We start from the raw sequence: 23,689 nt of genomic DNA on the forward strand, positions 1-23,689 counted from the left end.
CCGGTGCAACGGCGCGCCCGCGTGCACGGCCGCGCGCGGGCGGCAGCGGCCGCGCTTAATCGAAGCGGCCGGTGCGCGCCATTTCCATCAGGCGCGCGATGCGCTCCTCGGTGGCCGGGTGCGTCGAGAACAGGTTCTGCAAGCCGCCGCCGTGCAGCGGATTCATGATCATCATCTGCGCGGTGGCCGGATGCGCTTCGGCAGCCGCGAACGGGATGCCGGCCGCGTAGCGATGGATCTTGTCGAGCGCCGACGCGAGCGCCTGCGGATCGCCGGAAATCTGCGCGCCGCCGCGGTCCGCCTCGAATTCGCGGGCACGCGAGATCGCCATCTGGATCAGCGCGCCGGCGATCGGCGCGAGCAGCGCAACCGCGATGCCGGCGATCGGGTTCGCCGGGCGGCCGTTCTCGTCACGCCCGCCGAACAGCATCGCGAAGTTCGCGAGCGCGGAGATCGCGCCCGCCATCGTCGCGGTGATCGTCGAGATCAGGATGTCGCGGTGCTTCACGTGTGCGAGCTCGTGCGCCATCACGCCGCGCATCTCGCGCTCGGACAGCACGCGCAGGATGCCGGTGGTCGCAGCCACCGCCGCGTGGTGCGGATTGCGGCCGGTCGCGAACGCGTTCGGCGCATCTTCGTTGATCAGGTAGACGCGCGGCATCGGCAGGTTCGCGCGCGTCGCCAGCTCGCGGACCATCCGGTAGAACTGCGGCGCGCTGCGCTCGTCGACTTCCTGCGCGTTGTACATGCGCAGCACCATCTTGTCGGAGAACCAGTACGAAAAGAAATTCATGCCGAGCGCGAACAGCAGCGCCAGCGTCATGCCCCGCGACCCGCCGATCATGCCGCCGATCACGACGAACAGCGCCGTGATCGCGGCCATCAGCATCGCCGTCTTAACCCAGTTGAACATACGTCCACTCCTTGTCCGAATGCGCGCCCGCGCCGCGCGCCGCCAGCGCGCGGCGTGAAATTGTAAGCGTTCCGTTAGATGAGTGCGTATCGAAAAAATTCAATCTCAGCGCTGTGACGTCGCGAGCTTGAAGCCCAGCCCGACGAACGCGCTGCCGACCGTCCGGTCGAGCCATTTCTTCACGCCCGGCTTGCCGGAAAAACGCTGCGTCACGCTGCCGGCGACCCACGCGAGCATGCTGTTCCAGACCGTGCTCATCGCGACGAACACCGCGCCGAGCGTCAGGAAGGCGAGCGCCTTGCGCGGGCTGTCCGCCGACACGAACTGCGGGAAGAACGACACGAAGAACAGCACCACCTTCGGGTTCAGCACGTTTGTCCAGAAGCCCTGCAGGAACAGCTGGCGCAGCGGCTTCGCGGCCGCGCGCGGCGCGGCCTGCGGCGCGTCGCCGCCCGCCGCCTGCTTCGCGAACACCATCCGCACGCCCAGGTAGATCAGGTACGCGGCGCCGACCATCTTGACGACGGTAAACGCCGTGGCCGATGCCGCCAGCACCGCGGTCAGGCCGAACGCGCACGCGAGCGCGTGCACGCAGCAGCCGGCCGAGATGCCGAGTGCGGACATCAGCCCCGCGCCGCGCCCCTGCGCGACGCTGCGGCCGACGATGTAGGCGGTGTCCGGCCCGGGTGTGGCGTTCAGCAGGAGAACCGCGACGAGAAAGAAGCCGAAATGGGTGATGCCAAGCATGCGAACCTCGGAACCGGAAAAGCGCAGGGAAATTCTACGCGCGAGCGCCGCACCGCGCGACCTGGCCGTCCGGCCGGTTGCGCGCGGGCGGCAGCCCGCGTCAAATGGCGGTCAGACCGCGTCGGGCAACGCGAACCGCTGCCCCGCGGCGAGCGGCGCGCCGGCCAGGAACTCGCGCGCGGGCAGCCGCTTGCCGCCCGGTTTCTGCAACTGCGTCACCCGCAGCGCGCCGGCGCCGCATGCGACGACCACGCCGTCCGGCCCCGCTTCGACGATCGTGCCGGGTGCGGCTTCGCCCGCCGCTGCGCCAGGCTCGGCTGCCCACAGCTTGAGCGCCGCGCCGTCGAGCATCGCCACGCCGCCCGGGAACGGATCAAACGCGCGCACCTGGCGGGCCAGCACGTCCGCGGGCTTGCGCCAGTCGAGCGCGGCCTCGTGCTTGCCGATCTTCTCGGCATAGGTCACGCCGTCGGCGGGCTGTGGCGTCGACGCCAGGCTGCCGCTGCGCTCCAGCCGGACCAGCGCGTCGACGATCAGCCGCGCGCCGTCCGCGGCGAGCTTGTCGTGCAGCGTCGCGGTCGTGTCGTCAGGTGCGATCGCGAGCCGCGCTTCCTGCAGCATCGCGCCCGTGTCGAGCCCGGCGTCCATCTGCATCAGCGTGACGCCCGTCTCGGCGTCGCCCGCCTCGATCGCGCGATGGATCGGCGCGGCGCCGCGCCAGCGCGGCAGCAGCGACGCGTGGATGTTGATGCAGCCGTGACGCGGGATGTCGAGCACCTCCTGCGGCAGCAGCAGGCCGTAGGCGGCCACCACCATCACGTCGTGCGGGGTGGCGCGCAACTGCTCGATCGCCGTTGCCGCGTCGGCGGGAAACTTGCCCGTGCGGCGCAGCGAAGGCGGCTGCGCGACCGGCATGCCGTGCTCGACGGCATAGCGCTTCACGGCGCTCGCCTGCAGCTTCATCCCGCGACCCGCGGGCCGATCCGGCTGGGTGAGAACGAGCGGCACAGGGAAACCGGCCTGATGGATCGCGGCGAGCGCCGCCGCGGCGAATTCCGGCGTGCCGGCAAAAATGACGCGCAACGAATGTGTCATGGGAACGGTCTGGCAGGGCGAACGCGCGTCACATCGCGCGTTCGAGTTTCTTCATTTTCGTCTTGATGCGGTTCTGCTTGAGCGGCGACAGGTACTGGACGAACACGCGGCCCATCAGGTGATCCATCTCGTGCTGGATGCACACCGCCATCAGGCCTTCGCAGTCGAGCTCGAACGTCTCGCCGTGCTCGTTGAGCGCGCGCACCCGCACGCGGTCGGGACGCTCGACTTCGTCATAGATGCCCGGCACCGACAGACAGCCTTCCTCGTAGATCTTCCGGCCGTCGCTGGCCCAGACGAGCTCGGGATTGATGAACGCGCGCAGGTCGTTCTTCTCTTCGGAAATGTCGATGACGATCACGCGCTCGTGGACGTCGACCTGCGTCGCGGCAAGGCCGATGCCCGGCGCGGCGTACATGGTCGCGGCCATGTCGGCGACGAGCGTGCGGATCCGGTCGTCGACCTTGTCGACCGGCTTGGCGACCTTGTGCAGCCGCTTGTCGGGGTAATGCAGGATGTTGAGCAAAGCCATGGCGTTCGGTAATCGGGTGAAGCGGCGCGCGGCGGACCGGCCGTCCGGCCGACTGGCGCAGCCGTCGGGATGCAATGAAGATGAGGCGGATGCGCGGCGTATCGACGCCCGCGGATCGGCCCCTGCAACCGGCTGCCTGCGCGTGCACGCAGCCTCATCTTGTAATTTCGGATAATGAAAATTTTAACATGGCGGCTCGTCGCCCGCAGGCGCCGCCGTTCGACGGCTCCCTCATGTCGCCGCGCGCGCTGAGCCGCGCGGCGCTGCGCGCGTGGCTGCGGCTCGCGGGCACGCCCGGCTTGCCGCCCGCCGTGCTGCGCGCGCTGCTCGACACGTTCGGCTCGCCCGCCGCGCTGCTGGCCGCGCCCCGCGACGCGCTTGCCGCGGCCAGCAGCCCCGCCGCCGCGCAGGCCGTGCATGCGCCCGAGCCGGCCGACCTCGACGCGCGCACCGATACGGCGCTCGCGTGGCTCGACGCGCCCGGCAACCGGATCGTCACGCTCGGCGACCCGGCCTATCCGCCGACGCTCGCCGGCATGCACGACCCGCCGCCGCTGCTATATGTAAAGGGCAGCGTGGCGCTGCTGCATGCGCCGGGCGTCGCCGTGGTCGGCAGCCGTCATGCGACGCCGCAAGGGCTCGCGGACGCGACGCATTTCGCCCGCGCCTGCTCCGACGCCGGGCTCGCGATCGTTTCCGGCCTCGCGCTCGGCATCGACGGCGCCGCGCACCGTGGCGGGCTGGACGGCCGCTCGGGCACGATCGCGGTGATCGGCACGGGCGCCGACCTCGTCTATCCGGCTCGGCACCGCGCGCTCGCGCACGAGATCGCCGCGCGCGGCGCAATCGTGTCGGAATGGCCGCTCGGCACGCCGGCCCGCGCCGCACACTTCCCGCAGCGCAACCGGCTGATCGCCGGGCTCGCACGCGGCGTGCTGGTCGTCGAGGCCGCGCCGCGCTCCGGGTCGCTCATCACCGCGCGGCTCGCGAACGAAATGGGGCGCGACGTATTCGCGGTGCCGGGCTCGATTCACGCGCCGCTGGCGCAAGGCTGCCATGCGCTGATTCGCGACGGCGCGAAGCTCGCGGCGACGCCGTCGGACATCCTCGAGGAGTTCGGCCTGAGCGAAATGCCGACGCCGACGCCCGCCCCGCCCGCTGCCAGCCCCCCGGACAGCGCCGTCGAGCAGGCCGTCGTCGCGGCACTGGGCTACGGCCCCGTCACGTTCGACTGGCTGGCCGAGCACGCGGGGCTGCCCGACGAGACGCTGCACCGGGTCCTGCTTGCGCTCGAACTGGCCGGCCACGTCACAGTCCTGCCCGGCGGCCGCTTCGTCCGGCTCGATGCGTGATCCGCACCTTGGTGAACGCGCGACGCGCGCGGCATGCTACAGTCCCGCGCATAGGGGCGGCCACGCTGCCCGCCGACCAAGCAAGGAAAATCATGCCCGCGCTGAATCTCGACACCGACGCGGACCGGATCGCCGAGCGCCTTCGCGATCCCGCCACGCTGCTCGTCGCCTGCCTGTGCGCCGAGTGGTGCGGCACGTGCCGCGAATACCGCGAAGCATTCGGCCGGCTCGCCGACGCGCATCCGGAAGCCTGCCTCGTCTGGATCGACATCGAAACCCACGCCGACCTGCTCGACGAGCTCGACGTCGAGAACTTCCCGACGATCCTGATCGAGGACGCGAACGCCGCACGCTTCTTCGGCACGGTGTTGCCGCACGCGGCGATCGTCGAGCGAATGCTGTCCGACCTGGCCGCACTGCCCGGGTCGCCGCATGCACCAAAATTGCGCAACCTGCTGGACGTCGCAGCCTGAGCGGCGCGCCGGCGCGACCGGATTTTCCCGGATTTGCCCGCGCCGGGGCGCTCGACGCTTGCCGCCGTTGCGGCCCCCTACTATGATGAGCCGCTTTTTGCACGCCCGAGACGCCGCCACGGCGCCATGTGCTATAAAGCCGTCGTAAAAGGGACCTACAACCGGCGAGCCCGGTCTACCAACACATATCTGTCATGTCCAAAGCACTGATCATTGCGGAAAAGCCTTCTGTCGCGAACGACATCGCGCGCGCTTTGGGCGGCTTTACCAAGCATGACGATTACTACGAAAGCGACGACTATGTCCTTTCGTCCGCTGTCGGCCACCTGCTGGAAATCGCCGCTCCCGAGGAATACGAGGTCAAGCGCGGCAAGTGGAGCTTCGCGCACCTGCCCGTGATTCCGCCGCATTTCGACCTGAACCCGATCGCAAAGAGCGAGTCGCGCCTCAAGGTGCTGACCAAGCTGCTGAAGCGCAAGGACGTCGACCTCCTGATCAACGCATGCGACGCGGGGCGCGAGGGTGAGCTGATCTTCCGCCTGATCGCGCAGCACGCGAAGGCGAAGCAGCCGGTGCAGCGCCTGTGGCTGCAGTCGATGACGCCGGCCGCGATTCGCGACGGTTTCGCGCACCTGCGCAGCGACGAGGACATGCAGCCGCTCGCCGACGCCGCGCGCTGCCGCTCGGAAGCCGACTGGCTCGTCGGGATCAACGGCACCCGCGCGATGACCGCGTTCAACAGCAAGGGCGGCGGCTTCTTCCTGACGACCGTCGGCCGCGTGCAGACGCCGACGCTGTCGATCGTCGTCGAGCGCGAGGAAAAAATCCGCCGTTTCGTCCCCCGCGACTATTGGGAAGTGCGCGCCGAATTCGTCTGCGCAGCGGGCTTCTACGAAGGCCGCTGGTACGACCCGAAATTCAAGCGCGACGAGCTCGATCCGGAAAAGCGCGACTCGCGGCTCTGGAGCCTGCCCGCGGCCGAAACGATCGTCGCGGCCTGCCGCGGCCAGATCGGCACGGTCAGCGAGGAATCGAAGCCGTCGAGCCAGCTGTCGCCGCTGCTGTTCGACCTGACGAGCCTGCAGCGCGAGGCGAACAGCCGCTTCGGCTTCTCCGCGAAGAACACGCTCGGGCTCGCGCAGGCGCTGTATGAAAAGCACAAGGTGCTGACCTACCCGCGTACCGACGCGCGCGCGCTGCCGGAAGACTACATCGGCACGGTCCAGGCGACGCTCGAGATGCTGAAGGAAAGCAACAACTACCTGCCGCACGCGAAGCAGGTGCTCGACAAGGGCTGGGTGAAGCCGAACAAGCGCATCTTCGACAACTCGAAGATCAGCGACCACTTCGCGATCATCCCGACGCTGCAGGCGCCGAAGGCGCTGTCCGAGCCGGAACAGAAGCTCTACGACCTCGTCGTGAAGCGCTTCCTCGCCGTGTTCTTCCCGGCGGCGGAGTACAAGGTGACGACCCGCATCACCGAGGTGGCGGGCCACCACTTCAAGACGGAAGGCAAGGTGCTCGTCGAGCCGGGCTGGCTGCAGGTCTACGGCCGCGACGCCGAAGGCGCGGACGCGAACCTCGTGCGGGTGCAGAAGGACGAGAAGGTCGAGACCGACAAGATCGCCGCGCACGGCCTCGTGACGAAGCCGCCCGCACGCTATTCGGAAGCGACGCTGCTGTCCGCGATGGAAGGCGCGGGCAAGCTGGTCGAGGACGACGAGCTGCGCGAGGCGATGGCCGCGAAGGGCCTCGGCACGCCGGCCACGCGCGCGGCGATCATCGAAGGGCTGCTCGGCGAGAAATACCTGCTGCGCGAAGGCCGCGAGCTGATCCCCACCGCGAAGGCGTTCCAGCTGATGACCCTGCTGCGCGGGCTCGACGTGAAGGAACTGACCGCGCCGGAGCTCACCGGCGAATGGGAATACAAGCTCTCCCAGATGGAGCGCGGCAAGCTCGCGCGCGACGCGTTCATGCAGGAAATCGCCCGCATGACGCAGCAGATCGTCAAGCGCGCGAAGGAATACGATTCGGACACGATCCCGGGCGACTACGCGACGCTCGAGACGCCGTGCCCGAACTGCGGCGGTCAGGTGAAGGAGAATTACCGCCGCTTTGCGTGCACGAAGTGCGAATTTTCGATCTCGAAGATTCCGGGCAGCCGGCAGTTCGAGATCCCGGAAGTCGAGGAGCTGCTGCAGAAGAAGGAAATCGGTCCGCTGTCCGGGTTCCGCAGCAAGATGGGGCGGCCGTTCTCGGCGATCCTCAAGCTCGGCTTCGACGACGAGACGAAGAACTACAAGCTCGAATTCGATTTCGGCCAGGACCAGGGTGGCGAGGACGGCGAAGCGCCCGACTTCTCCGCGCAGGAGCCGGTCGGCGCGTGCCCGAAATGCCAGGGCCGCGTGTTTGAGCACGGGATGAGCTACGTGTGCGAGCACTCGGTCGCGAACCCGAAGACCTGCGACTTCCGCTCCGGCAAGGTGATCCTGCAGCAGGAAATCGCCCGCGAGCAGATGGGCAAGCTGCTCGCCGACGGCCGCACCGATCTCCTGCCGGGCTTCAAGTCGGCACGCACCGGCCGCAGCTTCAAGGCGTATCTGGTCAAGCAGCCGGACGGCAAGATCGGTTTCGAGTTCGAGAAGAAGGAACCGAAGACGCCCGCCGCGAAGAAGACCGCGAAATCGGCGGAGAAGGATGCGGAAGCCGTGACGGAAGGCGCAGACGCGAAACCCGCGCCGGCACGCAAGACCGCCGCACGCAAGACTGCTGCAACCAAAACCACCGCGAGCAAGACGGCGGCACGCAAGACACCGGCACGCAAGACCGGCTCCTGATCCGGCGACGGTCCGGCACACGATGCCGGGCCGGCTCGGCATCCTTCGCCGGGGCATGACGCAACAAAAAACGCGGATCGATTTCGATCCGCGTTTTTTATTGCCCGCGCGGCGAACCGCCGGACGATCCGGCGGCCCCGGCCCGGGGTCTTGTCGCACGTCCCACCGGCACGTCCTGCCGGCTCGCGTTACAGCGGCGACGGCACCGAGACCCGCGTGCGCGCCGACTTCGGCAGCCGAGGCGACAGCGTCGGGCCGCCAGTGCCCGGACGCTGCTCGGCCGGCGCCTCGACGTCGACCGTGCCCGGCGCGGTCGCGCCCGGCGCCGCCCATTGCTCGCTCATCAACGCATCGGTCGACTGGCTGAAATGCTCGACGAGGTGATCGATGAAGGTCCGCACCTTCGCCGGCAGATGGCGGCGGCTCGGATACGCCACGTTGATCTCGATCTGCGGCAGCCGGTAATCGCCCAGCAGGCGCACCAGATCGCCGCGCGACGTGTCGCCGCCGATCAGGTAGCTCGGCAGGATCGCGATCCCCATGCCGAGCAGCGCGAACTGACGCAGCATCTCGGTGTTGTTCGCGACGATCAGGTTGGTCGAGCGCACCCGCACTTCGCCTTCCGGCCCCGTGAACACGCGGTCGTCACCCCAATACTCGGGCGGCAGGCTCAGGCTCGGGTGCTCCATCAACTGCTCTGGATGGGTCGGCACGCCATGCTTTTCGAGATAGCCCGGCGTCGCGCAGACAGTCATGCACCCGGTGGTCAGCCGCCGCGTGACGATGCTCGCGCTGCGCATCTGGCGTGTCGTCACGATGCCGACGTCAAACCCTTCCTCGACCAGATCGACCTGCCGGTCGACCAACGTCAGATCCGGCACGACTTTCGGAAAGGTCTCCGTGTAGCTTTTCAGCACCGGCGCGAGATTGTGCAGGCCGAACACGACGGGCGCGACGATGCGCAGCGTGCCGACCGGCTCGTGGTTGCGCGCGACCACCATCTGCTCGACGTCCTCGAGCTCGTCGAGAATCTGGCGGGCGCGCTCCAGATAGACCTGGCCGGACTCCGTCAGCGACAGACTGCGCGTCGTGCGATTGAGCAAGCGCGTGCCGAGACGGCCCTCCAGATCGGCGACGTGGCGCGTCGCGACCGCGTTGGAGATATCCATTGCACTCGCGGCCCGGGCGAAACTGCCGAGATCCGCGACCTTGACGAACACTCGCATCGACTGCAAATGATCCATAACCGACTCCTGCCGCTGTTACCGCTTCAAAAAGGAGAAGCAAATGCGTAATTCTCCTACGACAGCGGAAATGATGCAGAGTTGCCCGACAAACGCCGCTACCCCGCCAAAAATGAGCAAATATACTCGACTTCCGGGGACGGTTGACCCAATTATTCTGATTTAAGCAATAATTGGGTGGACCTCATCAGGCAAGCAGCGGATTCAGAAATGTCTGATGCGGTCCGTGATCGTTCGAGACGGCGCCCTTGCCCCTGCATCGGGGCAAGGGCCGGCCCCATTGCGGCCCGGCGTAACAACCTGTTAAAAAGAGATACACCACGCGGCCGTTCGGCATAGGATCATGACGACCCTCAAACCGGGCGGGGAAGACGCGCGACGAGCGCCGCCACCGCCCCTGCTTTCAACGCGCGATTCCCGCTAACCATGAAAATTGCCATTCTCGACGACTACCAGGACGCCGTCCGTAAGCTGAATTGCTTCCAGATGCTCGCCGACCATGACGTGAAGGTCTTCAACAACACGGTGCGCGGGCTGGGCCAGCTCGCGAGCCGTCTGGCGGAAGTCGAGGCGCTGGTGCTGATTCGCGAGCGCACCCCGATCACCTCGCAACTGCTCGCCAAGCTGCCGCATTTGCGCATGATCAGCCAGACCGGCCGCCTGTCGAGCCATGTCGATCTGGACGCCTGCACGGATCGCGGCATCGCGGTGCTCGAGGGCGCCGGCTCGCCGATCGCGCCCGCCGAGCTGACCTGGGCGCTGATCATGGCCGCGCAGCGCCGCATCCCGCAGTACGTCGCGAACCTCAAGCAGGGCGCCTGGCAACAGTCCGGCCTGAAGACCTCGGCGCTGCCGCCGAACTTCGGGCTCGGCCAGGTGCTGCGCGGCCAGACGCTCGGCATCTGGGGCTACGGCAAGATCGGCCGGCTGGTCGCCGGGTACGGCCGGGCGTTCGGCATGAACGTGCTGATCTGGGGCCGCGAGCACTCGCTCGAGGCCGCGCGCGCGGACGGCTACGCCGCGGCGGACAGCCGCGAGGCGCTGTTCGAGCAGAGCGACGTGCTGTCGCTGCACCTGCGCCTGCATGACGACACGCGCGGCATCGTCACGCAGCAGGACCTGATGCGGATGAAGCCGACGGCGCTGTTCGTCAACACGAGCCGCGCCGAGCTGCTCGAGGAGAACGCACTCGTCAACGCGTTGTCGCACAATCGGCCGGGGATGGTCGCGATCGACGTCTACGAGAGCGAGCCGATCCTGCAGGGCTACAGCCTGCTGCGGATGGAGAACGTGATCTGCACACCGCACATCGGCTATGTCGAGCGCGAGAGCTATGAGCTGTATTTCAGCGCCGCGTTCAAGAACATCCTGGCGTTCGACCAGGGCGACATGTCGGCCGTCGTCAACCCGGACGCACTGGCGCAGGGCCGCTGGCGCCGCTGAGCGGCGCGCGGCGGGCGGCGCCGTCAGACGGCGATGCGCCCGCCGGTCAGCGCGTCGACGCGCGCGAGGAAATGCTCGCCGTCGCGCCGCCCGAGGTCGTACGCGTGCCGCATCTGCGCCGGGTTCGTGTAGTCCCAGCTCGAGATCGGCACCCGGCTCGACGGCTGCACGTACAGGCGCTGCTGCTCGCCGTGCGCGACCGTAAACATCTGCGGACGCGGATACAACCGGGTGACGAGCACCAGCACCTGCCCCGGCGACGCGTCGAGCGCGCCCACCGGGACGTTGTCGACCATGCCGCCGTCGAGCACCGGCCGGCCGTCACGGCGCAGGACCGGCGTAAACGGCGGCGTGCATGACGATTGCAGGATCAGGTCGGCGAGATCCTCGACCGTCGCGCAGGACTGCGCGCGCACGAATTCCGGCCGGAAGCCGAGTGTGCGGCCGAGCGTCGGGTGCAGCGTCTTGCGGACGTACTTCTCGATGTTGTACGCGATGAGCCCTGCCGCCACCGCGCTGCGCGCGCCGAGCCAGCGCGGCACGTGCGACACGCCGATGCGGATCTCCGGCGCGCGGGCCAGCTTCGCGAACGGCTCACCATAGATGTCGAGCAGCGCCTGCCGGTAGATCCGGTAATGCGGAAACACCGGCTCGCGGCGAAACAGGTTGCCCCAGTACGCGTTCTTCCGGTTATGGCGCAGCGCCTCCTCGTAATAGCGCATCACCCACGCGGCGTCCCGCGTGTAGAGCATGCAGGCGGTCGCCGCGCCCGCCGAGATCCCGGCGATCACGCGCGGCCGCAGCGCCAGCGCCGGCTGCGCGACGTCCCAGAAGCCGGCTTGCCACCAGCAGCGGTTGCCGCCGCCCGCGAACACGACCTGATCGAACATCGTCGCGCCGCTCAGGCGAGGAGCGCGTAGGTCGAGGTCGCGTGGACGGCCATCTTGCCATCCTCGTCGAACAGCTCGACTTCGCCGAACACCAGGTTGCGGCCCGTCCGCAGCACGCGCGCGGTGACGAGTACGTCGCCCTTGCGCACCGGGCGCATGAAGTTCGTGTTCAGCGAGACGGTCGTCATCGGGCGGAATTCGCCGAGCGCCGCCGAGATCGCCACCACCATCGCGGTGTCGGCTGCGGCCGTAAACACCTGGCCGCAGATCACGCCGCCCGAATGCCGGAATTCGCCGGAAAACGGCAGACGCAGCGTGACGCTGTCGTCGGAGATCGATACGGGAGCGAGGCCGAGTGAGCGGACCCACGGGGCCAGCAGCCGGTCCAGCAATTCGCGGACAGCGTTTTCATCCATCTTCTAGTGCCCAGGAAACGCCGCGCGACCGCCGCGCGGCAGGTGTGGACGTCATGATACCGGGAGCAGGCAAAGTCCGACGGCTCGTTGTTTCCCCACTTGTCAGCGAATGCGGCGAAACTTTTTCGAGAAATTCGTTGAAAGTGCTTGCCAAGGGTAAAAAGCTCGTGCATAATTTGTCTTCTGTTGGGGGCGTTAGCTCAGTTGGTAGAGCAGCGGACTCTTAATCCGTAGGTCGAGTGTTCGAGTCACTCACGCCCCACCAGCGAATTCAAGGGCTTGCACGAAAGTGCAGGCCCTTTTTACGTTCTAAAGTCGCTCAATGTTGGGGTTTGCCATAGTTTTGCCATAGCTCGAAACTCGGCCCCGGATCAACGATTCCGAGGCTCACAATGGCAAGCATTACCAAGCGCGGGAAATACTGGCGAGCCCAGATTGTCCGCAAGGGGTTCCCACCCCAGTTTCACACCTTCGATACCAAGGCCGAAGCCGAGGCTTGGGCACGCGCCACTGAATCCGAGATGGATCAGGGGCGGTTCGTCTCGCGAGTCGAAGCCGAGCGCACCACCCTCGCGCAGGCGCTCGAGCGGTACTGGACAAGCGTCGCGTCCCACAAACGTCACCCGCGGCAGGAGCGCTACCGGATCAATCATTGGCTCCGTCAACCTCTTCGACATTTCGCGCTGGCCAACCTTAAGGGCGCCCACTTCGCCCAATACCGTGACGAGCGCCGCGCTGCCGGACGTGCCGAGAACACGATTCGTCTTGAGCTTGGCCGCCCTTCTTGTTAACAAAGATATCTTCTTGTTAGGGTGTCAGGCAGACACCTAACCGATGCCAATCGATGTCCCGTAGAAACCGATTCGGTCTGCATAGGTGTCAGGCAGATACGTGTCCGACTGAGCTGTGTATAACTTGCTCTTGCTGGCGTTGTTCAATCTTGCTGCGCAGCGACAGTAAAGATCACATTCAGGGACTCGCTTGGCGCTTCTTTGTGAGCGGAACGACGATCCGAACGGAATATGGTGCCGCCCCAGCGATCCAGTTTAACGAGCACCATTACGGCAAGAGCAATATTTCACCATCGCCATGGCTCAAGAACGACATCAAATTGATAGAGGAAGCGGCGAAGATCGGGCTCTTCCACTATGGCCCTCGGCTCTGGATGATAGGTCACGTAGAGCCCCTCAAAGATCTGCAAGATCCGATGAAGCGTTCGCAAGTCATCAGGCGAATACTGAAAGAATACCCGGAAAATACGCTCACCAAGGACTCCACCTTCTATCGGATCCGCGTTTTTCCTCAGCATCCCGATAACCCCCAAGAATACGATAGTCCACCGATTGCTCTAGCAGGCAAGGGACGCCTGGACTCGCCGGGGTTTCCCGTCATGTATGGTTCACAGGACATCGACGTCTGCATTCACGAATGTCGAGCCAACGCTGAAGATGACATCTATGTGGCTACGCTTAAGCCACAGCGGGATTTGCGCCTGTTAGACCTAACGCACCTTCTTAAAGAGAACGTGACGGAATTTGAGAGCCTAGATATGGCTATACATATGCTTTTTCTTGCGCGCCCCCATTCCTATGAAATTTCCCGTGCGATTTCGCTGGCCGCGAAGGATGCCGGCTTCGACGGATTAATTTATCCGTCATTTTTCAGCTTGATTCGCACCGGTGGTCACCCTTTCGAAACGTCCTATGGACTTTCACTCCGCCGCTTCCATCCCGAAGCGAAAAAATACGCACGAGCATTCACCATTGCAAACTTTGCGCTCTTTGGACGCCCTCTTGAAAGTGCGTCGGTTCGCTTGGAATGCATTAACCGACTCATTCTGACCCAGGTCGGTTACCAAGGAAATTTCGGCCCTGTCACGTATTGAGGATTTCACCTCACTCCAAATCTGCTCGAAGCTCAGACTATAATTTAAAGCGCAATACCTTACCTGACTCAAGGTGTTTCACCTGGAATCACAAACCAAACAGCCTTTCATCATGAATGGTTATTTCGCACCACCAAGCCAGCCAACCCAACTACAAACAAAACTTCAAATCAAAAATTCTCAAATTATTTGCAAACATACAACCACGAAGAAAAATTTCCGATGAAAACCACAACACATCTATACATCCTTATATTCCCAGAAAAAAATGCCATAAAAATAGGGAAGGCGAACGATATACAAAATCGAATCGACTCTCTTAAGCGCTGGTGGGGAGCCGTTGACCATCCATCGTCATATTATCTAAAAATAGACGAAAAACTCGTTTACAAGCTCGAAAAAACGATTCATTTTATGCTCTCCCACTACTCCATTGAATTTGACGATGGAGATGGGAAAAGCGAGATGTTTTCCTTTGAGGCTCTGGAGCACGCGATAGGAATTATCAACCTCTATACATCCATGAGCCGCCTCAACGAATCATTAAAAAAGGGGATCAAACAGCCGCTCCAAGCCACCCCAGCCAAAACCAAGGCAAAAATAGAAAAATACAAACAAATCAAGAAGAAATCAGATCGTTTTTTCAATAGCCTCTCAAAATCATTAGCCATCCACAAAAAAATTCATCGGCTAATAATTTTCCTAATCCGCCATCAAGCACGCATACAATTTCAGTACGACATCGTTGACGATTACGTATTTTTTCGCGTACGCAACACCCGAAAAACTGATCGATCAAAATCACTCTCCCCCACATCACTTTTTAGTTTTGATATTGATGACTTTGACATGAGAGCCGGGATAAATCTTTGCTCCGCGGTCGGCTCAGGAAACATCGTGCAATACAAAATACAGCTCATTCACAAGAGCAATAGAGACAGAGATTCCGCCATCCCACACCTTTCCTATATGTCCAGTCAAGTCGAACGTCTACTGGATAATTTACCTAAAAAATCAGAATCCGCACTGGAAGACATTCCGATTCTAGACGAAAGAAAAATAATAAACGAGATCATAAATAAAATAGACGAGGCGTAGATCCTACAAAAACTCACAATCCGGTTTAGAATATTTAGAATATTTAGAATCTGCTAGATCCCTCTCGGCCTGAATCAATCAGGCCACCTCTATCAACGCGCATCATTCCGATGACCTGTGATATTTACGTCCCAAAGTATCCCACTGTAACGTTAGCGGCAAGGCAACATGAGGCCAGCTATCGCGGGTTCCGGACCGAGCCATATGGCCGCCGTTGCGCCGAAATTCTCCCGAAGAACTTCAATTGTCGTCCGTCATCGCAAAAGTAGCCAGAAACAAAATACCATTAAAAATCAGTTATATACTATTAACCAAAAAGGTGTTTAGCCCGCCGCTTAACCCGTAGGTCGAGTGTTTGAGTCACTCACGCCCTACCAGGAAATTCAAAGGTTGCAAGCGATTTCGTTTGCAACCCTTTTCCCATTCCGGCTACGTTTTTCGTCTGGCCGAAGAAAACAACGCGTGGCCCACCTCCATCCCCTCCTTCCCGGGCAATCGGCCTGCATTCCCATGATTGCCCGCCGCGCCGATGCTGCCATCCGAACGCCTCGCCATTCCCAGCCAGCGCAGGGCATGCGCCACTAGGCACGGCCCTCGATATGGTCTTCTCATCTTATACACTTGTTTCACATATTGCACTTGTTGCAGATGTAGCCTAAGCTAGCTTCCGCGTACGGCGGAAGCTAGCTTAGGCGGCTCTTCGCCAAACAGCATGTTTGCGCTAGAAAGGGAATGAATATGCGTACCGTAGATCGGATCCGCGAGATGACGCCTCCGCCGATGACGGAGCGGGAACTGGAAATGGCTCGCGTTGCACAACGCTGCATCATGGAAGCGCTCGATCACTCCAGAGCCGCGTCAATCACATTGACGACGGACTCGGGTGAGCATCCGTCGGTTGAGGTGCCGCCTGCGGCCCTGAAACTCATTGGCCAATTGCTCGGAGCGATGAGTGAAGGTCGTTCAATCACCTTGTTGCCGGCGAATCGGGAATTCACCACAGTCGGAGCCGCCCATTTTCTCAATGTGTCGCGGCCGTTCGTGATCAAGGAAATCGAAGCTGGCCGCCTGAACCATCGTATGGTCGGAACGCATCGCCGGATTGCATTCGACGACCTCGTCGCGTACGCGAACCAGATGCGGAACAAGCAGGAAGCGGCCCTGGAGCACATGGCGGACAACGCCCGAGAATTGGGACTGGACTACTGAGATGGCCGGTTACGCGCGCTACACAGCCTTGCTCGATGCGTGCGTGCCCGAACCACTCACCACGGCAACGAATACGTCTTCGTATTGGTGAAACTCTTCATCGCCTCCTGCACCCCTTCCTTGTAGCCGAGCCCGGAATCCTTCACGCCGCCGAACGGCGTCAGTTCGAGCCGATACCCCGGCACCTCCCGCACATTGACGCTGCCCACTTCCAGCTCGGTGATGAAGCGCGTGATGTAGTCGAACCGATTCGTGCAGATCGACGACGACAGCGCATAGTCGGTACTGTTCGACATCCTGATCGCTTCGTCGATGTCGCGAAACCGCATGATCGGCGACACCGGCCCGAACGTCTCGTGCTTCACGAGCGGCATGTCGGGCGTCACGCGATCGACGACGGTCGGCGAATAGAGCGCGCCGTCGCGCCGGTTGCCGACAAGCAGACGTGCGCCGCGCGACATCGCGTCGCTCACCTGTCGCTCGCAAAAGCGCGCAGCCGCCTCGTCGATCACCGTGCCCATGTCGATCGACGGATCGGCGGGATCCCCGTAGCGCCACGCGCGGGTCTTCTCGACGACCAGCTCGGTGAAACGCTCGGCCACCGCCTCGTGCACCAGCATCCGCTTGATCGCCGTGCAGCGCTGCCCCGAGTTCTTGTACGAGCCGGACACCGCGAGCGTGCTCGCCTCGTCGAGATCCGCATCCTCCATCACGATGATCGGATCGTTGCCACCCAGCTCCAGCACCGCACGCCGGTAGCCCATCCGCGCCGCGATCGACTTGCCGATCGCCACGCCGCCCGTGAACGTGATCATGTCGATCGCCGGGTTCGTGATCAGTTCGTCGGCAATCACCCGCGGATCGCCGGTCACGACCTGCAGCATCTGCACGGGCAAGCCGGCTTCGTACAGGATGTCCGCGAACAGGCAGCACGACAGCGGCACCTTCTCCGACGGCTTCACGACGATCCGGTTGTTGGTCGCGACCGACGGCACGATCTTGTGCGCGACCTGGTTCATCGGGTGGTTGAACGGCGTGATCGCCGAGATCACGCCGAGCAGCGGGTCGCGCTGCGTGTAGACGCGGCGCTTCTTGCCGTGCGGCGTCAGATCGCACGAGAAGATCTGGCCGTCGTCCTTCAGCACTTCGCCCGCGCCGAACGTCAGCACGTCGGCGACACGGCCGGCCTCATAAGTCGAATCCTTCACGCACAAGCCCGATTCTGCGGTGATGAGCCGCGCGATCTCGGCGGTGCGCGCGCGCACGATGTCCGCCGCACCGCGCAGGATCGCCGCGCGCTCGTGGCGCGTGAGCGTCGGCCGGTACGCGCGCGCGACCGCGAACGCGCGCCGCACGTCGTCGAGCGTCGCTTTCGGCACCGTGCCGACGAGCGCGCCGTCGTACGGATTGCGCACCTCGATCACGTCGTCATGGCGAATGCGTTCGCCGTCGATCCGCAGCGCCTCGTGGCGAATGTCGCCCGCCGCCGTCGTGTCTGCCATCGCGTTCATGAGTAAGCTCCCGTTCCGGATGCGTGCGCGTCACTGCAGGTGGTTGAGCGCGATGTCGAGGATGTCGAAATTTCTCAGGCGTGTGCGACTCGTCACGTCATCGCTCACCGGCCGGCTGAACACCAGCGGCACGATCTGCTCGGCGACCCCGCCATGCGAGCGCAACGGCACGTCGAGGCCGGACAGGTCGTGCCTGTCTCGCCGCGTGCCGAGCACGACGTGCGGCGTCGCGACCACGATCAGGTCACCCATCCGTTCGGGCGGCAACTCGAAGCGCGCGCAGCCTTCGGCACCTGTCAGCGCAAGCTCGATGCCGCGCTCGGCGGCAAGCCGCGCGCACAGCGCGCCGGCGTCGGCGGCGTCGGGCAGATAGACGGTCGCGAACGAGCCGAGCGCGCCGTGGTGCACGACGTACGGATCGGTGATCGGCAGGATCACGCGCGCCGCACCGTCACCAAGCCATTCGTCGAGCAGTGCCTGCAGGTAGATGACGTTCGGCTCGCCGGCCGCGTCATGCTTGTCGTTCATCCCGTGATCGGCGGTGATCGCGACGATCGCGCCCAGTTCGTCGAGCCGCTGCAGGTACGCGTCCATCATCTGGTAGAACGCGTTCGCGCCGGGCGTGCCGGGCGCGCACTTGTGCTGCACGTAGTCGGTCGTCGACAGGTACATCAGGTCGATCGGGCGCGTCTCCAGCAGCCGCACGCCGGCGGCGAACACGAATTCCGACAGGTCGGCGCTGTAGACGTCCGGCACCGGCTTGCCGACCAGCTCGAGCACATGGTCGATGCCGTTTTCCTCGACGGTCGCCTCGTCGGCCTTCTCCGACGAAAAGCAGATGCCCTTCAGCCCCTTGCCGAGCAGGCGGCGCAGCTTGTCCTTCGCCGTCACCACCGCCACGCGCGCGCCCCGCTCCGCAAACGCGGCGAGCACGGTCGGCGCGACCAGATACTTCGGGTCGTTCATCAGCACCTCGGCGCCGCTTTCCCGATCGAAGAAATAGTTGCCGCTGATGCCGTGCACCGACGGCGGCACGCCCGTCACGATCGACAGGTTGTTCGGATTGGTGAAGCTCGGCACCACGCACTCGCCCCTGAATGCGGTTCCCGGCTTCAGCAGCGTGCGCAGGAACGGCGCAACGCCAGCCGCCGCCGCGCGTTCCAGGTATTCGTATGCGCAACCATCGACGCACACCACCACCACCGGCCGGCTCATCCAGCGGTAGCGACGGCCGTTCACTTCTACGGAAACGGGAGTTTCGGTCATGACAATCCTTTCAGATCGGAAGGGGCAAGCCGCCGGCAACGCGCCGCGGGGCAGCTTTCGTTGCCCGCCATTAGAGTGGATGATTTGTAGATTGTCAACAATATGCAGATCGCAGCATGCCCGAACTGCGCCCGGCGTCGGCCCGCAAATGACGAGTGCGGGGCGCGCAGCCTACCCGCTTCAGCCTTTCCCGGCGCCTCGACGGCGCGCCGGACGGCTCATGAGCAACGACCTGCGCGCAACCGGCCGCGCAAGCAAAACGGGGCGCCACAACGCGCCCCGTTCGATTCGTCCCGCGTCAGCGGACAGGCCTGAGCCGTGTCACGCTCACGCGCGCGCCGCTTTCGCGCGCACGGCCTTGCCGGCCGCCGGCAGCCCGTGCTCGTGCATGCGCCGCATCCGCGCGAGGCCGTGCGCGAGATGCTCGCGCACGCGCGCTACCGCGCGCGCCTCGTCGCCGTCGGCGAGCGCCTGCACGATCTGCTCGTGTTCGCCGGCCGAGATCGACAGCGCATCCTCCTCGGCCTCGATCGCAGCCTGGCGCAGCAGGCCGAGCTGACGCACGAGACGGCGGTACGTGTCGGCCAGGTGCGCATTGCCGACGCCCGCGACCATCGCGTCGTGGAACTGCACGTTCAGCGCGGTATAGCCGGTGACGTCGTGCGCGCCGGCCGCCGCCTTCATCGACTGGATGATGTCCTTCAACACCGTGAGCGTGCCGGCCGGCATGCCTTTCGCGAGCCGCCGCGCGACCGATTCGTCGAGCATCGCGCGCACCTCGTAGATCTCCTCGGCCTCGCGCAGCGGCACGACGCGCACCGTCACGCCGCGGTTCTTCTCGTTGCGCAACAGTCCCGCCTGCTCGAGCGCGCGAAACGCTTCGCGCACCGGCCCGCGCGACACGTTCAGGCGCGTCGCGATCTCGACCTCGTTGAGCTTTTCGCCGGGCGCGTATTCGCCGGCGACGATGCTGCGCTCGAGCATGTCCTGAACGATCATGGCGAGCGACTGGCTCTGCAGGAGTTCGATGGCGTTGAGCGCGTTGGGGACAGTCATGGTGGGGCGGGCGCGAGGCCGCGATGCGGATGAGGGACGCCGGTTCGGCAATCGGGGCATATATACGCGCGGCCCCATGCAATGTCAACAGTCGTCAGTTTCCAAACGACCGGCCGGCGCGCCGCCTTCCGCACCCGTTGCCGCGCCGCTTGCCGTCCTGCCACACGCGGGCGCGGACTGCGGATCGGGTGCGGGCCTCCACAGCTTCACGAAGCAGAGCGCACGCCCCTTCGACAAGGTGGGACATGCCTAATGCGGATTGGAGACAGCTCGCGCGCCGCATCGCCTGCGCGCATGCCACCACCGCGCATGCCGCCTGCGCGTACGCCGCCAGCGCGCATGCCGGGCGGCGGGCGCACGCGTCGAGCGGGCATGCCGAACCGTCGATAAACGACAACGCCGGCGGGCCGAGCGCGCCGATCTTAGCGCGTTCCCGCGCCGCCAAACATAGCGAAATCTGGAAGGAACCTTTCCACTCTGGGTGACTAACGCTAGAAATTCGGCTCATTACACTGCGCCGGTCGTATGTCGTGAAGGACGCCGAACATCGGCCGAAAACCGCGCACATAGGCATCCGCACATCAATCGCAGGACTCGGGGAGAACGACATGAACAAGCGTTGGGGGATCATCATTCCGGCCGCGCTGCTGGCCACCGCCGCACACGCGCAAAGCAGCGTTACGCTGTACGGAAAGATCGAAGACGGCATCAACTACACGAGCAACGCACGCGGCCACAGCGCCGTGCAGCTACAAAGCGGCTACGACTACGGCAGCCGTTGGGGCATCAAGGGCACCGAGGATCTCGGCGCCGGCTACAAGGCGATCTTCCAGCTCGAAAACGGCTTCGACGTGAACACCGGCGGCCTGAACCAGGGCGGTCGCGAATTCGGCCGGCAGGCGTTCGTCGGCATCTCGTCCGACCGCTACGGCACGGTGACGCTCGGCCGCCAGTACGACCCGAGCGTGGACATGTTCTCGCCGCTCACCGCGAACGGCAACTGGACCGGCTATCTGTTCTCGCACCCGTACGACAACGACAACACCGACTACTCGTTCCGCGTGAACAACGCGGTCAAGTACGTGTCGCCGACCTGGAACGGCATCACGGCCGAGGCGATGTACGGCTTCAGCAACCAGACGAATTTCGCGAACAACCGCCTGTACAGCGCGGCGCTGCAATACCAGCAGGGCGGCCTGACGCTCGGCGCGTCCTACGTGAAGATCAACAACGCGCACAACGGCGACACGACGGGCGCGATCACCGGCGACAACACGTTCGACGGATCGTCGCAGCAGAACATCGGCGTCGGCATCAACTACGACTTCGGCAAGACGCTGATCGGCTTCACGTATTCGCACGTCGACATCTACGACCCGACCCGCAACGGCTATTTCACCGGTCAGACGCAGCCCACGGGCGGCGCCTGGAAGTCGTGGAAGTTCGACAACTTCGAAGTCAACGGCCTGTATCACGTCACGCCGGCGTTCTACGTGGGCGCGGCCTATACGTACACGCAGGCGCGCGTGGATTCGACGGTCGGTGCGTTCAACCCGAAATGGCATCAGCTGAGCGCGAAGCTCAACTACAACGTGTCGAAGCGCACGGAAGTGTTCCTAGAAGGCGTGTACCAGCGCGCGATCAGTGCGCATACGGGCACGGACTTCGACTACGCGTACATCCCGGGCGCGGCGGACATCTCGTCCGGCCCGAACCAGTTCGTCACGCGTCTCGCGCTGCTGCACCACTTCTGATCGGCATGGCCGGTGGCGCGCGTCGCGCGCGGCCGGCCGCCGTGCGGCGCGCGGCAACACCTTGCCGCCATCCTGCCCGCGCGACCCACACGCCTTCGCGGCGGCCCGGATCGTCACTGGGCTGCCCGCACGCAGATCTCCCCTCGATGGCTGACACGCGCCCCGGTTCGACAGGAACCGATCAGGTGCGAAGTGGCGGGTTACCCCTCCGCCTCTGTCAGCGCCCCTCACGATCCCCGGAACGTCCAGGCAATCGCGCCGCGCGCCGCTCGGACCCGCGCGGCCGCGTGCCCGCTCAGACGCTGAAGCGGTTCAGCGTATAGGCGCGATAGGCCGCGACGAATGCGTCGAACGACCCGGCCTCCTTCGACTCCAGCTCGGCCTGCTCGGCGAGCGACCGCTCGGCCAGTGCCGCAGCGGCGCGCGCGTCGGCTTCCGAAAGGGGCCGCGCACGGAAATAGGCTGCGTGCTCGTCGCTCTGCGCGCGCGCGAATGCGAGGAACGACTGGCCGCGCTCGCGCATCGTGCGCAGCACGCGCGCGGACGGCGTCAGCGCCGGGTCGGCCAGCTTCTCGCGCTGCATGGCGATCGCGCGCGCATGCGCGTCGCCGCCGCGAATTTCATCGAGCCGGCGGCCGACGACCTCGATTTTCGCGAACAGCTCGTCCGCCCATGCGTGCATCGCCACCGGGCTACCGTCGCGCGACAACAACAGTCCGGGCGTGCGCCCTTCCATTGTCACAGTGCCGAAGTTCGCGTTGGCTTCCGTGTAGCCGTCGCAGCTGAGCGCCGGGCTCGCGTCGAGCGCGCACGTCAGCAGATAGGCGTCGAGAAAACGCGCGGTCTCGATCGAAATGCCGGTCGGCTCGAACGGATCGATGTCGAGACAGCGCACTTCGATGTACTGGACGCCCCGCGACGCGAGCGCGTGCAGCGGACGTTCGCCCGAATGCGTGACCCGTTTGGGGCGGATCGTCGAGTAGAACTCGTTTTCGATCTGCAGCACGTTCGTGTTGATCTGGATCCACTCGCCGTCGCGATGCGTGCCGATCGCCTCGTACGGCGGATACGGCTCGCTCACCGCCTTCGACAGCCCGTCCAGATAACCCTGCAGCGTGTTGTAGTCGGCCTGCAGCGCGGCTTGCGCGGTCGTGTTCGAGTAGCCGAGATCGCTCATCCGCAGGCTCGTCGCGTACGGGCGATACAGCGTGTCCGCGTCGAACGCGTCGAGCGTGTTCGGCCTGCCGCGCAGGAACCGCGCGTCGAGCGCGGGCGACGCGCCGAACAGGTACATCAGCAGCCAGCTCGTGCGCCGGAAGTTGCGGATCACCGCCAGGTAGCGCTCGGACTGGTAGTCGACGAGGCTCGCCGTCGAGCCCTCTTCCGCATGCAGGCGCCGCCACACTTCTTCGTGCAGCGAATAGTTGTAGTGGATGCCGGCGATGCACTGCATCGTGCGCCCGTAGCGGTACGCGAGCCCGAGCCGGTACACCGTCTTCAGGCGGCCGATGTTCGACGTGCCGTAAAAGGCGAGCGGAATCTCGTCGTCGGCGGGCAGCAGGCCCGGCATCGATTCGGTCCACAGCATCTCGTCGCCGAGCGACGCGTAGACGTGCCGATGCAGTTCGTCGAGGCGTTCGAGCGTGAGCGATGCGTCCGGCTCCGCCGGCGTGATCAGTTCGATCAGCGACTCGGAATAATCGGTCGTGAGCGACGGGTGCGTCAGTGCCGATCCGAGCGCGCGCGGATGCGGCGTGAAGGCGATCATCCCGTCGCGCGTCACGCGCAGGCTTTCCTTTTCGATACCGCGCAGACCGTCAGGCAAATGCTGTCGCGTCGGGCCGGTGCTCAGCGCGTCGAGGCGTTTCATCAGCAAATCGGTCTGGCGGAGGGTCATGGTGTTCGGCATGGATGCGCAGGTGCGGGCTCGGCCGCGCGCTGAACGCCCTCGCGCGGCCTGGCAGGATT

General features: G+C 64.6%; 19 protein-coding genes, 1 tRNA gene and 1 pseudogene. 10 read left to right on the forward strand and 11 right to left on the reverse strand.

Annotated features, from left to right (window positions below; translation table 11 throughout):
- Window positions 1-55 precede the first annotated feature (55 nt).
- The 4 genes from htpX to def form a co-directional block, all read right to left on the reverse strand.
- Window positions 56-913 carry a zinc metalloprotease HtpX gene (gene htpX, locus LIG30_RS03725; RefSeq protein WP_038709751.1) on the reverse strand — a complete coding sequence of 286 codons (858 nt, stop codon included), beginning with the start codon at window positions 911-913 and terminating at the stop codon, window positions 56-58.
- Window positions 914-1,018: 105 nt separating this feature from the next.
- The gene (locus tag LIG30_RS03730) at window positions 1,019-1,660 is read right to left on the reverse strand and encodes a LysE family translocator (protein WP_038709754.1); all 642 of its coding nucleotides are present in this window, start codon (window positions 1,658-1,660) and stop codon (window positions 1,019-1,021) included.
- Between the two features lie 111 nt (window positions 1,661-1,771).
- On the reverse strand, window positions 1,772-2,755 hold the full coding sequence (gene fmt, locus LIG30_RS03735; protein WP_038709756.1) for a methionyl-tRNA formyltransferase: 984 nt from the start codon (window positions 2,753-2,755) through the stop codon (window positions 1,772-1,774).
- A gap of 28 nt (window positions 2,756-2,783) precedes the next feature.
- Window positions 2,784-3,287, reverse strand: a complete 504-nt coding sequence (gene def / locus LIG30_RS03740) for a peptide deformylase (protein ID WP_038709758.1) — start codon at window positions 3,285-3,287, stop codon at window positions 2,784-2,786.
- Window positions 3,288-3,475: 188 nt separating this feature from the next.
- On the opposite strand from def, the gene dprA reads away from it, so the two are divergent.
- The 3 genes from dprA (at window position 3,476) to LIG30_RS03755 (ending at window position 7,949) form a co-directional block, all read left to right on the forward strand.
- Window positions 3,476-4,639, forward strand: coding sequence for a DNA-processing protein DprA (dprA, locus tag LIG30_RS03745; protein ID WP_235510166.1), 1,164 nt, complete (start codon window positions 3,476-3,478; stop codon window positions 4,637-4,639).
- A 92-nt stretch (window positions 4,640-4,731) separates the two neighbouring features.
- A complete protein-coding gene (locus LIG30_RS03750) occupies window positions 4,732-5,112 on the forward strand; it encodes a thioredoxin family protein (RefSeq protein WP_038709760.1) in 381 nt (126 codons plus the stop codon).
- Window positions 5,113-5,306: 194 nt separating this feature from the next.
- Entirely contained in the window at window positions 5,307-7,949 is a 2,643-nt protein-coding gene (locus LIG30_RS03755) for a DNA topoisomerase III (protein WP_038709762.1), read from the forward strand.
- Between the two features lie 316 nt (window positions 7,950-8,265).
- Here the strand turns inward: LIG30_RS03755 and LIG30_RS03760 are convergent.
- Window positions 8,266-9,193, reverse strand: a pseudogene (locus LIG30_RS03760) (LysR family transcriptional regulator); the annotation flags it as partial.
- A gap of 426 nt (window positions 9,194-9,619) precedes the next feature.
- Between LIG30_RS03760 and LIG30_RS03765 the strand changes: the two are divergent.
- Complete coding sequence (locus tag LIG30_RS03765; RefSeq protein WP_038709764.1) at window positions 9,620-10,636, forward strand: D-2-hydroxyacid dehydrogenase family protein; 1,017 nt, start codon at window positions 9,620-9,622, stop codon at window positions 10,634-10,636.
- Between the two features lie 23 nt (window positions 10,637-10,659).
- Here the strand turns inward: LIG30_RS03765 and LIG30_RS03770 are convergent, their stop codons facing one another.
- Window positions 10,660-11,526 (reverse strand): patatin-like phospholipase family protein, encoded by an 867-nt coding sequence (locus LIG30_RS03770; protein WP_038709765.1) that lies wholly within the window; start codon window positions 11,524-11,526, stop codon window positions 10,660-10,662.
- 11 nt (window positions 11,527-11,537) lie between these two features.
- Window positions 11,538-11,942: a PaaI family thioesterase gene (locus LIG30_RS03775; RefSeq protein WP_038709767.1), complete on the reverse strand. Its 405-nt coding sequence runs from the start codon at window positions 11,940-11,942 to the stop codon at window positions 11,538-11,540.
- A gap of 189 nt (window positions 11,943-12,131) precedes the next feature.
- Between LIG30_RS03775 and LIG30_RS03780 the strand changes: the two genes are divergently transcribed.
- The 5 genes from LIG30_RS03780 (at window position 12,132) to LIG30_RS03790 (ending at window position 16,134) form a co-directional block, all read left to right on the forward strand.
- Window positions 12,132-12,207: transfer RNA gene (locus LIG30_RS03780), tRNA-Lys, on the forward strand.
- Window positions 12,208-12,334: 127 nt separating this feature from the next.
- Entirely contained in the window at window positions 12,335-12,733 is a 399-nt protein-coding gene (locus LIG30_RS03785; protein WP_051994847.1) for a hypothetical protein, read from the forward strand.
- Window positions 12,734-12,882: 149 nt separating this feature from the next.
- Window positions 12,883-13,827 carry an RES family NAD+ phosphorylase gene (locus LIG30_RS24910; protein WP_235510168.1) on the forward strand — a complete coding sequence of 315 codons (945 nt, stop codon included), beginning with the start codon at window positions 12,883-12,885 and terminating at the stop codon, window positions 13,825-13,827.
- Window positions 13,828-14,049: 222 nt separating this feature from the next.
- Window positions 14,050-14,925: a GIY-YIG nuclease family protein gene (locus LIG30_RS24915; protein ID WP_083493881.1), complete on the forward strand. Its 876-nt coding sequence runs from the start codon at window positions 14,050-14,052 to the stop codon at window positions 14,923-14,925.
- Between the two features lie 738 nt (window positions 14,926-15,663).
- Window positions 15,664-16,134, forward strand: coding sequence for a helix-turn-helix domain-containing protein (locus LIG30_RS03790; protein ID WP_038709952.1), 471 nt, complete (start codon window positions 15,664-15,666; stop codon window positions 16,132-16,134).
- Between the two features lie 56 nt (window positions 16,135-16,190).
- Here LIG30_RS03790 and phnY read toward each other — a convergent pair whose 3' ends face one another.
- From phnY to LIG30_RS03805, 3 genes are all read right to left on the reverse strand, one after another.
- Window positions 16,191-17,645, reverse strand: coding sequence for a phosphonoacetaldehyde dehydrogenase (phnY, locus tag LIG30_RS03795; RefSeq protein ID WP_038709768.1), 1,455 nt, complete (start codon window positions 17,643-17,645; stop codon window positions 16,191-16,193).
- A 30-nt stretch (window positions 17,646-17,675) separates the two neighbouring features.
- Complete coding sequence (gene phnA / locus LIG30_RS03800) at window positions 17,676-18,911, reverse strand: phosphonoacetate hydrolase (protein ID WP_038709769.1); 1,236 nt, start codon at window positions 18,909-18,911, stop codon at window positions 17,676-17,678.
- A 327-nt stretch (window positions 18,912-19,238) separates the two neighbouring features.
- Complete coding sequence (locus LIG30_RS03805) at window positions 19,239-19,967, reverse strand: phosphonate utilization associated transcriptional regulator (protein WP_038709771.1); 729 nt, start codon at window positions 19,965-19,967, stop codon at window positions 19,239-19,241.
- 608 nt (window positions 19,968-20,575) lie between these two features.
- Between LIG30_RS03805 and LIG30_RS03810 the strand changes: the two genes are divergently transcribed.
- Window positions 20,576-21,721, forward strand: a complete 1,146-nt coding sequence (locus tag LIG30_RS03810; protein ID WP_038709773.1) for a porin — start codon at window positions 20,576-20,578, stop codon at window positions 21,719-21,721.
- A gap of 295 nt (window positions 21,722-22,016) precedes the next feature.
- On the opposite strand, the gene gshA is transcribed toward LIG30_RS03810, so the two are convergent.
- Window positions 22,017-23,630 carry a glutamate--cysteine ligase gene (gene gshA / locus LIG30_RS03815; protein ID WP_038709774.1) on the reverse strand — a complete coding sequence of 538 codons (1,614 nt, stop codon included), beginning with the start codon at window positions 23,628-23,630 and terminating at the stop codon, window positions 22,017-22,019.
- Window positions 23,631-23,689: the final 59 nt, after the last annotated feature.

Origin of the sequence: Burkholderia sp. lig30 (genome assembly GCF_000687455.2) — a bacterium.
Taxonomy (GTDB): Bacteria; Pseudomonadota; Gammaproteobacteria; order Burkholderiales; family Burkholderiaceae; genus Burkholderia.